This window comes from Nocardia sp. JCM 38205 (assembly GCF_058222935.1).
In genome coordinates this window covers 63,510-73,860 of record NZ_JBYHFL010000013.1, presented here as the reverse complement: position 1 = coordinate 73,860, position 10,351 = coordinate 63,510, and the positions used below count along the sequence as shown (strand labels likewise).

Annotated in this window: 13 protein-coding genes; 6 read left to right on the top strand and 7 right to left on the bottom strand. The window is 67.8% G+C overall.

Annotated elements, in window-relative coordinates:
* Window positions 1-214: SAM-dependent methyltransferase (locus AC4HOU_RS28880; protein ID WP_490723968.1), on the bottom strand; the 214-nt coding region annotated here is incomplete at its 3' end.
* A 354-nt stretch (window positions 215-568) separates the two neighbouring features.
* On the opposite strand from AC4HOU_RS28880, the gene AC4HOU_RS28875 reads away from it, so the two are divergent.
* Together AC4HOU_RS28875 and AC4HOU_RS28870 are read left to right on the top strand one after the other, a co-directional pair.
* Window positions 569-1,846 (top strand): helix-turn-helix domain-containing protein, encoded by a 1,278-nt coding sequence (locus tag AC4HOU_RS28875; protein WP_231856041.1) that lies wholly within the window; start codon window positions 569-571, stop codon window positions 1,844-1,846.
* 20 nt (window positions 1,847-1,866) lie between these two features.
* Window positions 1,867-2,577 (top strand): creatininase family protein, encoded by a 711-nt coding sequence (locus AC4HOU_RS28870; RefSeq protein ID WP_014349833.1) that lies wholly within the window; start codon window positions 1,867-1,869, stop codon window positions 2,575-2,577.
* Window positions 2,578-2,998: 421 nt separating this feature from the next.
* Here the strand turns inward: AC4HOU_RS28870 and AC4HOU_RS28865 are convergent, their stop codons facing one another.
* The 3 genes from AC4HOU_RS28865 to AC4HOU_RS28855 form a co-directional block, all read right to left on the bottom strand.
* Window positions 2,999-3,217 (bottom strand): DUF8730 family Cys-rich protein, encoded by a 219-nt coding sequence (locus AC4HOU_RS28865; RefSeq protein WP_081505341.1) that lies wholly within the window; start codon window positions 3,215-3,217, stop codon window positions 2,999-3,001.
* The gene (locus AC4HOU_RS28860; RefSeq protein WP_014349832.1) at window positions 3,217-3,840 is read right to left on the bottom strand and encodes a mycothiol-dependent nitroreductase Rv2466c family protein; all 624 of its coding nucleotides are present in this window, start codon (window positions 3,838-3,840) and stop codon (window positions 3,217-3,219) included. Before AC4HOU_RS28860 ends, AC4HOU_RS28865 begins: the two co-directional genes overlap by 1 nt.
* Before the next feature lie 101 nt (window positions 3,841-3,941).
* Complete coding sequence (locus AC4HOU_RS28855; protein ID WP_014349831.1) at window positions 3,942-4,163, bottom strand: YgaP family membrane protein; 222 nt, start codon at window positions 4,161-4,163, stop codon at window positions 3,942-3,944.
* A 110-nt stretch (window positions 4,164-4,273) separates the two neighbouring features.
* Between AC4HOU_RS28855 and AC4HOU_RS28850 the strand changes: the two genes are divergently transcribed.
* The 4 genes from AC4HOU_RS28850 (at window position 4,274) to AC4HOU_RS28835 (ending at window position 7,546) form a co-directional block, all read left to right on the top strand.
* Window positions 4,274-6,433, top strand: a complete 2,160-nt coding sequence (locus AC4HOU_RS28850) for an MMPL family transporter (protein ID WP_163814780.1) — start codon at window positions 4,274-4,276, stop codon at window positions 6,431-6,433.
* A 72-nt stretch (window positions 6,434-6,505) separates the two neighbouring features.
* Entirely contained in the window at window positions 6,506-6,775 is a 270-nt protein-coding gene (locus AC4HOU_RS28845) for a metal-sensitive transcriptional regulator (RefSeq protein WP_014349829.1), read from the top strand.
* Between the two features lie 51 nt (window positions 6,776-6,826).
* On the top strand, window positions 6,827-7,078 hold the full coding sequence (locus tag AC4HOU_RS28840) for a YgaP family membrane protein (protein WP_014349828.1): 252 nt from the start codon (window positions 6,827-6,829) through the stop codon (window positions 7,076-7,078).
* A 48-nt stretch (window positions 7,079-7,126) separates the two neighbouring features.
* Complete coding sequence (locus AC4HOU_RS28835) at window positions 7,127-7,546, top strand: DUF302 domain-containing protein (RefSeq protein WP_014349827.1); 420 nt, start codon at window positions 7,127-7,129, stop codon at window positions 7,544-7,546.
* A 237-nt stretch (window positions 7,547-7,783) separates the two neighbouring features.
* On the opposite strand, the gene AC4HOU_RS28830 is transcribed toward AC4HOU_RS28835, so the two are convergent.
* Genes AC4HOU_RS28830 through AC4HOU_RS28820 form a run of 3 tightly spaced genes read right to left on the bottom strand, consistent with a single transcriptional unit; the run spans window position 7,784 to window position 10,336 of the window.
* Window positions 7,784-8,326: a PaaI family thioesterase gene (locus AC4HOU_RS28830; protein ID WP_014349826.1), complete on the bottom strand. Its 543-nt coding sequence runs from the start codon at window positions 8,324-8,326 to the stop codon at window positions 7,784-7,786.
* A 25-nt stretch (window positions 8,327-8,351) separates the two neighbouring features.
* The gene (locus AC4HOU_RS28825; RefSeq protein ID WP_014349825.1) at window positions 8,352-8,801 is read right to left on the bottom strand and encodes a universal stress protein; all 450 of its coding nucleotides are present in this window, start codon (window positions 8,799-8,801) and stop codon (window positions 8,352-8,354) included.
* 29 nt (window positions 8,802-8,830) lie between these two features.
* Window positions 8,831-10,336: an MFS transporter gene (locus AC4HOU_RS28820; RefSeq protein WP_048833996.1), complete on the bottom strand. Its 1,506-nt coding sequence runs from the start codon at window positions 10,334-10,336 to the stop codon at window positions 8,831-8,833.
* Window positions 10,337-10,351: the final 15 nt, after the last annotated feature.

Below are 10,351 nucleotides of genomic sequence, written 5' to 3'. Positions count from 1 at the left end.
GGTACCTGGCTACTCGATGCAGCCAACGACGGTTCATCTTCGACACATCACGCTGCCGTGGCGCTACCCGGAGGATTTGTTCGAACGCAGCGCGATCGACGTCGTAGTTGTCCTTGCCGCCCAACGAGTAGTCATAGACGCGGGCGATACTCGCCCGGCTGGTATCCACACCGACGGGCGCTCGCACTCCGGTCAGCGACACAGGAGAAGACATGTATTCCTCACTCGATCAACTCAACTCGCGGGCTAACAGCGACGGGACGCGCTCCGGGCTGAGACGTCCGCGCCTCGGCCTGGAGCAGTGCGACGCTCTGGCTACTCGATCTTTTGGCCCGCTGGGTTGAAACCTGTTGGGCTGCTGGTTCTTGGCTACGATTCTGTGGATGCGAGAACAGGCGTAGAAGCGCCGAAAATGAATAGGTCTTATTCATCCGAGGAATATGGTCCCGGCAAGGGGAAGGCCCGAATGATCACTGATCCTCACGTCCCGAATGACCGATGCCCATGGTGCGGCGGCCGTCCCGGGTCGACGATGCTGTGCGTGAGGTGCCGAGGAAACGCTGACCAGGTGCCAGACCTGCCTGACCATGCGTGGTGGTCGGGCGACCTGCGCCGGGCACTGGATGCTCGCGATATCGGTGCGGTGATCCGCGCGTTCCGATACCACCCGTACCACGCGCGAACGGTGTCCCAGCAGGACATGGCGCGGTGGCTGTCGATCACCCAGGGATACCTCTCTCGCATCGAGACAGGTCGCGTGCCGGTGTCCAACCTCAACACACTCATCAGTCACGCCCGCACGCTTCGAATACCGCCGGCGCTCCTCTGGTTCGACCTGCCCACCCCACCTGACGAGAACGTCTCGCCAGCGCGTTCGCCGAGGAAACCCAGCCTGCTCCCCCCGCGACTCGCGGCGTTGGTATCCGCCCCCACGGAGGACCAGTTGGCCGACACCCTGCTCACCAATCTAGGCGGGTACTCCGCCCGTGACCAACTGGCCGGACCACACGGCGTGATCGAAGTCGTCCGCCATGACTTCGCCTTCATCAATGACCGGCTGACCTCCGCCCGAAATCGCGGACCCCACCGGCTGCTATACACCGCAGGCCGCTACGCCGAATTCCTGAGCTGGCTCTATCAGGACTGCGGAGACCTCGACACCGCTGGCCACTGGTCCCGAATCGCGCTGAACCACGCACAGCATGCCGAGGATGCCCAGTTCCGCGCGTACACGCTGATGCGCAGCTCGAACATCGCCACCGATGCCGGCGACCCGAGCAAGGCGAAACAATTCATCGACGCCGCGCTGGCCCATTCCGCTGCGCTCACCTCACGCCAACAAGCCGCACTCCTTCGCCAACGGGCCCATGTTTCAGCCCTACGCGCGACCCACTCGAAGGCGCGCGAGGACATGCGGGAATGTGTCGACGCGCTGGCCCGCGCCACTGAAGCCGCAGCGGAAGCGACTACTGATCCGGATGATCTCGCCGGCTACTGCTCACCGGAGTACGTCACGATGGAGGCTGCGCACTGCTGGATCGGACTCGGGCAACCCGAGCAAGCTCTGGCGATCCTCCAGCCGCGCTTGGCCGCGTGGAGCACCGAAAGCCGCCGCGACCTCGGGATGGGGCTTGCGCGCCTGTGCACCGCCTATGCCGGAGTAGGTTCGTGGGAGGAGACCCTGGAGGCGGCGAGTTACGCGGCTACCATCGTCGCCGACACCCGGTCGCACCGAACACTGGCACAGCTACACGCCACCGAAAACGTCCTGGTCGCGGCGGGCCAGCCGGATATTGCCCGGGAGCTGGCGCACTGCGTCCGTGCCGTGCAACGTGCGCATCCCTAGCGAGAGTAGGAGCCCTCCGAGTGGAGCTGATCACCACCGCAACCTCGACCGACATCGCCCGCGCCATGCCGACGATTGCGGTCTTGCCGGTCGGCAGCTTCGAACAGCACGGTGACCACCTCCCGCTCTCCACGGACACGATCATCGCCTGCCTGATCGCCCGCGCCCTTGCCGACGCCTATCCCCTCTTCCTCCTGCCACCAGTGACCATCTCCTGCTCCCATGAGCACGAACAGTTCGCCGGCACCCTCAGCCTCAGCCACACCACCCTCACCGCGGTGATCACCGATATCCGCGCCTCCCTCGCGCGCTCCGGCATCACCACTCTGGTGCTGGTCAATGCACACGGAGGCAACTACGTCCTCAATAACATCGCCCAGGAAGCGAACATCACCGGCCGCAACGTGGTCATCTACCCCGGCCGCGACGATTGGAACCAAGCCCGGGTCGCCGCCGGGATGGACACCGACTCCCACGACGACATGCACGGCGGCGAACTCGAAACCTCGATACTGCTCCACGCGGCACCCGAGCTGGTCCGGCCTTCCTTCCGGGACTCCGACCACGACGCTCCGGCCCGGCAGCATCTCCATCTACTCGGCATGGGCGCGTACACCAGCAATGGCATCATCGGACGTCCCTCAGCAGCCACCGACACCAAAGGGAAAGCGGCACTCGATGCACTTACCCGGGCATTCTCGGACTACATTGCCCTCCTCCAGCACCCATAGTTCGACGATTCCACGCCAACCGCCGCTACCGGACGAGTCGAAACATTACGGCAGGATCGTCATGCGTTGCTCATTGCCACTCCGCAACGGTATTCCGGCCCCAGACCACAATGTAATCCATGACACACCGACACGACACGACGTCGAGGAGCCGGGGACTGCTGCCCCCGTACTGCTTCGGTACGCGCTTCTGCCAAATCTCGAACGTCGAGGGCTAGGCGCCATGTTAACGGCGACCTCACGGACAACACAGATTGAACAGCTAGGTCAGAATCATTTTCGGGTCCCACCGTCGCCGTCACCGACTCTCGTACCCCGGCCATGGAGCTGGGGCAGCGAGCTTCAACCTGCGGTCACCAGCGATAACGAGGGCGCACACTGTTGAACTGGGCGAGACTGCCTATGTAATCACCGCGAACACTCAAATGGTCACCGAATCCCTGAAAGGGCGTGATGGTTCCGCCTCGCAGAGAAGCCCCGTGAACGCCACCATTTTGGTGACCGATGCCGCCCTGGCTTCGGCCACTCGCTGTCCGGCACCAGTTATCGGGGATGACCTGGCGCGGAGGGCCTCAATGCGGGCGCCGCAGCCGGACCAGGTGGTTTTGCCGCAGGCGGGGCATCGGGCCGGTGAGCACATCAGTGACCCTCCTCGGTGGCGGCGCCGTTGATTCTCGGCGGGCCTTGGTAGGGGCGATGCAGGGCGGCGAATCCCGGGGTGGTCGCGGCGGTGACCAGGGCGGCGAGCAGGTCCGGGCCGCGCTGCGCGGTCGGGGATTCGGTCAGGACGGGGCCGTGGAAGCCGTGTCCGTCGATGACGATGATCGGACTGCCGCCGGCGCTGCCGAGCGCGTCCTGACTGGCTCGGTGGGTGTTCGCGAGTTCGGCGTCGAGGGTGGTGTCGTCGGTACGTTGGGCCAATGCCGGATCCAGGCCGGCCTCGGTGAGTGCGTCGGTGATCGCGTCATGATCGATCTCGTCGCCGCGAACGTGCAGTCGTGTCCCCAGGGTCTCATACAATCGCGCGAAGGCCTCGCTTCCGGCGGTGTCGGTCGCCGCGGCGAAGACCCGGCCCAGCCGACGTGATCGCTGGATCATCGGCTTGTGATCGGCGTCGACGTCGCCGCCTTCATTGAGCACCGCCAAGCTCATCTGTTGTAGCCGCACAGTGTGCGGACCGGATTCGGCGGCGGCGAGCAGCCACCGCGAGGTCACCCATGCGAACGGGCAGACGGGATCGAGATAGAGGTCGATTTCGGCCATCGACGGCCTCCTGAGGGAAATGGTAGGAACGGCGGCTGGTGTCTTGGCGCGAGCCGTGGGCCGCCGCGCAGGGTTTTGATGCGGTGCGAAAGTTGGGCCGATCAGTGGCTGCTGCGGGGTCGGCCCTGCAGGTCGACTCCGAACACCGGACCGAGCAAGCAGAAGTTGAACACTCCCGCCGCGATCGGGACCAGCCCGATGATCGCCACCACGATCCCGGCGGTCCCGCCCACGAGGAGCAAACCCGCCGCGATTACCACGATTCCGGCGGCGATGCGGGCCAGGCGCCCGGCGGTACTTCGCATGAATTCGACGATGCCCATAACGCTGCACTCCTTCGACGCAGAGACAGGGGTTGCGCCCAACTATACCCCCTGGGGTATGGTCGGACTCGACATTCAATATACCCCATGGGGTATCAAAGGAGGGTCGGATGACCGAAACGAAGCTCGATACCGCCCCGGCGAAACCACCCCGCACGACTTCCGGGCCAGGAATGCTGGGTCGGTGGGGCGCGTTCATGGCCGGGCGCACCCGGGCAGTGATCGGGATATGGCTGCTGGTGCTGATCGCACTGGGCGCGGCCGCGCCGAGTGTGTTCACCTCCCTGGCCGGGGCCGGGTGGCAGGCCAACGGCTCGGAATCGGTCCGCGCCCGAGAACTCGCCCAGCAGCATTTCGGCGGTAACTCCTCGGCCGCGGTGCAGGTGGTGATCCATTCCGACACCGCCACCATCGGCGACCCGTCGATGGCACGGGTGGTCGAGCAGGTCACGGCGGTCTTCGCCGGGGACGAGCGGATTGGGCAGGTGATCGCCCCGCAACCGGGGTTCACGATCAGCCCTGATGGACACACCGGCATCGTGATCGCGGGCGCCAATGCCTCCACCGATGACATGGTCAAAGCCGTCGACGAGCACAAAGCCGCGTTGACCGCGCTGTCCGAAGACGGGATCGAGGTGTATCCGACCGGGGCGTCGGCGTTGTGGAGCGATTTCAACGCCGCCAACCACGACGCGATGATCCAGGCCGAGATGCTGTCGTGGCCGGTCACCCTGGCGATCATGGTGCTGGCGTTCGGGTCGCTGGTCGCGGCCGGGCTGCCGCTGCTGCTGACCCTGGCCGGGCTGGTCGCCTCCGCGGGGGGGCTGGTGCTGCTGAACCAGATCACCCCGATTTCGGTGTGGGCGATGAACTTCGCCATGATGTTCGCCCTGGCCCTGGGCATCGACTACGCGCTGTTCCTGGTCGCGCGCTTCCGCGATGCGCTGGCCCGCAGCGGCGATGCCCGCGCTGCGGTCGCCGAAACAATGGACACCGCCGGCAAAGCCGTCCTGCTTTCAGGGCTGACGGTGCTGGTGAGCTTGTCGGCGGTGCTGATCGTGCCCGCTCCCGCCGTGCGGACCATGGCGGTCGGGATCATGCTGGCGGTGGTGTTCGTGCTGGCCGCGACCCTGACCCTGTTGCCCGCCGTCCTCGGCGCGCTCGGCGCCAAGGTCAACGCCGCCGCGCTGCCGTATGCGCGTCGCCAGCAGCATCGCTCGCCGGTGTTCGCGCGTTGGGGCCAGATCCTGCACAAGCATCCGTGGCCCTTGGCCGCGGCGGCGCTGGCCATCCTGATCGGGCTGGCCGCACCGGTGTTCGGGCTCAAGACCGCGATGCCCTCGATCGCGGTCGTGCCCGCCGACGCGCCGGTGCGCCAAGGCTATGAACTGATCGCCGGCCAGATGGGTCCCGGCGCCCCGGGCATGCTCTCGATCATCACCCCCGCCGCCGACGCGCAGGCCACCGCAGCCATCGCGCGCGCCAGCGACGGCATCGTCATGCTCACCCCGCCCCAGTCCGCCGCCGACGGCGCTGATCTGGTGATGATGCAGGCCATGCCCGCGGTCGATCCCTCCGCACCGCAGATGGCGGGAATCCTCGACCAGCTGCGCGCCGACCTGCCCGCCGACGCGGTGGTCGGTGGCGCGGCGGCAGAAAACCTCGACCTGCAACAAACCCTCGACGACTATCTGCCGATCGTGGTGGGCATCATCTTGGTGCTCGGATTCGTGTTGTTGCTGATCGCGTTGCAGGCCCCGCTCATCGCGGCTCTGGGCACCCTGGTCAGCCTGCTCTCGACCGCGGCCGCGTTCGGCGTGGCCAAACTGATCTTCCAGGACGGGCACGGCGCCGAACTGCTCGGCTTCACCCCACAGGGGTTCCTCGACGGGTGGGGGCCGGTGTTCTTCTTCGCGATGATCTTCGCCATCGCCATGGACTACACAGTGTTCCTGCTGGCCACCGCCAAAGAACACTACGAACGCACCGGCGACCCCCACGCCGCGCACGTCGACGGGCTCGCACACTCGGGGCGGGTCATCTTCGCCGCCGCGGCGGTCATGGTGGCGGTGTTCTTCACCTTCGCCCTGGCCGACCCGCTCCCGCCCAAGGAGATGGGCATCATCCTGGGTGTCGCGGTCCTGCTCGACGCGATCCTGGTGCGGCTGGTGCTGTTGCCGGTCATGCTGCGCCTGACCGGGCACGCCGCCTGGTGGAGCCCGGCGTGGCTGACCCGGGTGCTGCCCACCATCAGCTTCGCTCACCACTGACGTGCGCAAACCCCGCCCGAAATACCCCGTAGGGTATTCTGGGGGGTACGGCACGAGAACGGAGACACCACCATGGTCGGCGACGAGAACAGCATCGCACCGGTACTGAACCGGCTGCGTCGCGCACACGGACAGCTCGCGGGCGTGATCGCGATGATCGAGCAGGGACGCGACTGCAAAGACGTCGTCACCCAGCTCGCGGCGGTCTCACGTGCCCTGGACCGGGCCGGATTCAAGATCGTCGCCACCGGACTACGCGAATGCCTGGCCGGACAACCCGGCGAAGGCGCCGACCCGATGACCGTCGAGGAACTGGAAAAACTGTTCCTCGCCCTGGCCTGACCCCCACCCGCCCCGGTCCTGGACACGGACCCGGGCAAGGAGGAAGCACACATGACGCTGCCCACGCGACCGCGCACCTGGACCATCGACCGAGTGGTGCCGCTGCTGGCGGGAACGCTGATCCTGCTCAGCGCCGCCCTGGCCGCGACACTCTCACCGTGGTGGCTGGTACTGACCGCCCTGGTCGGGGCCAACCTGCTGCTCTACAGCGCGCTCGGCTGGTGCCCGGCCAGCCTGCTCATGGCCCGCCTCGGCCTGCCCGCCGGCACCGCGACCTGCACGGCCCCGCTCCCGCACAACTGACCACCGCCACACCCCACGCGTCACCGAACCGAGAAAGCGAGTCCGCACATGACCGACACCGGTACCGACCTGGGACTGTCCACCACCGTGACCGCCAGCTTCGCCGATGCCGTCGACGCCGCCAAGCGCGCGCTGGCCGAACAGGGCTTCGGCGTGCTCACCGAGATCGACATGCAGGCCACCCTGAAAGCCAAACTCGGCCACGACATGGAGGACTACCGCATCCTGGGCGCCTGCAACCCGCCCCTAGCCCACCGCGCGGTCGAGATCGACCGCCAGATCGGACTGCTGCTGCCCTGCAACGTCGTCGTGCGCCGCTCACCCGACAACGACACCGACATCATCATCGAGGCGATGAACCCCCAACTGATGGTGCAACTCACCGGCCAACCCGCGCTGGCACCGATCGCCGCCGACGCCGCGGCCAGGTTGCAGGCAGCCATCGACTCCCTGCACCATAGGCCCTGACCCCGCGCCAGCGCAGCGGCCAGCCGTAATGGGCATTGCCCGAACGCGGCGACTATCGCCAGGTTCTGCAGGAGCAGCTTGCCGAACGGGGTCATCCAAGCCGTCGGCTGCCTGGACCGCGCAACGCGTCACGCACGGGCAGGGTCGGTGAGGGTCTCGCTTTCGCATGTTTTGCGCGACGAACCGGTCGATCTCGATGTTCTGCTGGCCGAACTGCTTCCCGAACAGAGCTGGGCGTTATCGGTGTGCGGGGGTGGTGTGTTGTGGGTTCAGGAAGTGGTCGATGTCGACGATGAGGAACAGGGCGGTGGCGGTGGTGACCACGTGGGCGTGGTCGTTTTCGATGGTGGCTTGGAGGTGGAGTTTGCGGCCGTCGCGGGCGTGGATGTGGGCGCGCAGGGTGTAGGGGGTGTCGAGCAGGACGGGGGCGAGGTAGTCGATAGCGAGGTGGCGGGTGACGGCGAGTTCTCCCACGCTGTAGAGCAGGAATCCGAACAGGTCGTCGAGGACGGTGGCGACCGCGCCGCCGTGGGCGATCGCGGGGGCGCCGACGTGGCGGGCGTCGAAGCGGTGGTGGGCGTGGACACCGTGTGCGTCGCGGCGGGGGCGCAGGTGGTGGCCGTGTGGGTTGGCCGGTCCGCAGCCGAGGCAGTGGTCGTGGTGGGGCGGGAGGTCGGCGGAGTCGGGTGCGACCACTGGAAAGGCAGGGATCCAGTTCTCGCTCCCGAAGGTTTCGGATCCGGGTTCGTGTGTGCCGGTGCTGGGTGTGTCCTCGGTCATGGGCGCTTTCTGCGGGGATGTGTGGCTACGGGGTGGTGGTGAAGAGGATGTCGCAGTGGGCTTTGCGGGCGAGCTCGATCGGTGGGGTGGTCAGCAGCCTTGCCAGCAGCGGTGGCCGGTGGGGGTCGGCGGTGACGATGAGGTCGGCGCCGGTGGCGGCGGCCAGGTGCAGCAGCGCGTGTGGGGTGGGTTGGTCCAGGATGTGAGTTTCGATGTTGGTGGCGCCGTGGCTGATCGCGTGCTGGTGGGCGGTCCGCAGGATGGCGTCGGTGGGAGTGGTGCCGCGTAGCTGGTAGGCGTCGGGTCCGAGCCGGTCGAGGTCGGCCCCGAGATCACGTTCGTCGATGTCGTGGCGGGCGCAGATGATCAGGAGCCGGGCGTGGGTGGCGTGGGCGAGTTCGGCGGCGTGGTCGACCACATGGTAGGAGCGGTCGGATCCGTCGGTGTCGACGATGATCGTGCGATAGGCCGTCATGACGGGCGTCTTTCACGAGAAGGGGTATCTCAGGGGGATGGGGTGGACGGGTGCGGGCGTGGTGTTCGGAATCGGCGGGTGGTGGGGCCCGGGGCGAGGAATGCCAGCACGATCGCCCCGATCGTGGTGAGGGCGGCCAGAGTGAGCGCGGCCTGGCCGCTGCCGCGCACGAACGCGGCCTTGGCGAACTCGGCCAACGGCGCGGCTACCGGTCCTGCCTGGTCGGCGACCTGTAGAGCCGCGGCCAGGGAATCGGCGACCGGGCCGCGGGCGGGCTCAGGCAGCCGGGACAGCGCGGGCGCGATGTGGTGGGTGTAGCCGGCGGCCAGCACGCTGCCGGCCACGGCGATCCCGATCGCGGCCCCGATCTCGCGGGCGGCGTCGTTGACCGCGGCAGCGACCCCGTGTTTGGCCTCGGGGGTGTCGGCGACGATGGCATAGGTCGCTGGGGCGGTACACAATCCCAGGCCCGCGCTCATGATCAGCAGCGGCCACAGCAGATCGAGGTAGTGCGCGGCCAGGGTCAACCTGCTCACCAGGACCAGCCCGGCGGCGATGGTGAGCAGGCCGACCACAGTCATCACCCGCAACCCGACCAGGCTCGACAGCCACGGCGCGATCACCGAGATCGCGACCAGCGGCACCACCATCGGCGCCAGCGCCAGCGCCGAGGCCAGCGGCCCGTAACCGAAGATCAACTGCAGGTACTGCACCAGCAGCAGGAACACCCCGAAGGTGACCAGGAACTGGATGGTCACCGACAGCGACCCGGCACCGAAGCCCCGGCGGGTGAACAACCGCACATCCAGCAGCGGCGCCGCCGAGCGCAGCTCGACGACCACGAACGCCACCGCCGCGGCCACACCGATCCCGGCGGTGGCGGCGACGAGCGGGTCGGCCCAGCCGCGCGCGGGGACCTCGACCGCGGCGAACACGATCGCCGCGACCGCCACCGCGACCGCGCCCGCGCCCACCCAGTCCACCGGCGGATGCTCGCGCTGGCGGGACTCGGCGATGGTGCACGCCAACCCCGCCAGCACTGCCCCGGCCACGGTCAACCCGACGAACACCGATAGCCACGACCACCGCTCGAGCAGGAGCCCGGCACCGAGGATGCCCAGCACTGCCCCGGACCCGGCGACCCCGGCCCACACTCCCACCGCCCGGCCACGATGAGCAGGAGGGAAGCTCGCGGTCAGGATCGACAGTGTCGAGGGCATCACCAGCGCCGCGCCCGCCCCGGCCAGCGCGCGCGCCGCGATCAACCAGGCCGGGTCGGACAGCAGTAGCGGCAGCGCCGAGGCAGCTGCGAATACCGCCAGTCCCGCGACCAGCACCGCGCGGCGCCCGTAGCGGTCGCCGATGGCTCCGGCGGGCAGCACCAGACAGGCCAGCACCAGGGTGTAGCCGTCGACGATCCAGGTCAGCTGGGCTTGGGTGGCCCCGGTCGCGACCGCGATCTGCGGCAACGCCGAATACAGTGCCGCCATCGCCGCGACGACCAGCGCCACCGCCAGGCACGACACCGTCAGCATCCACCACTGGGCCCT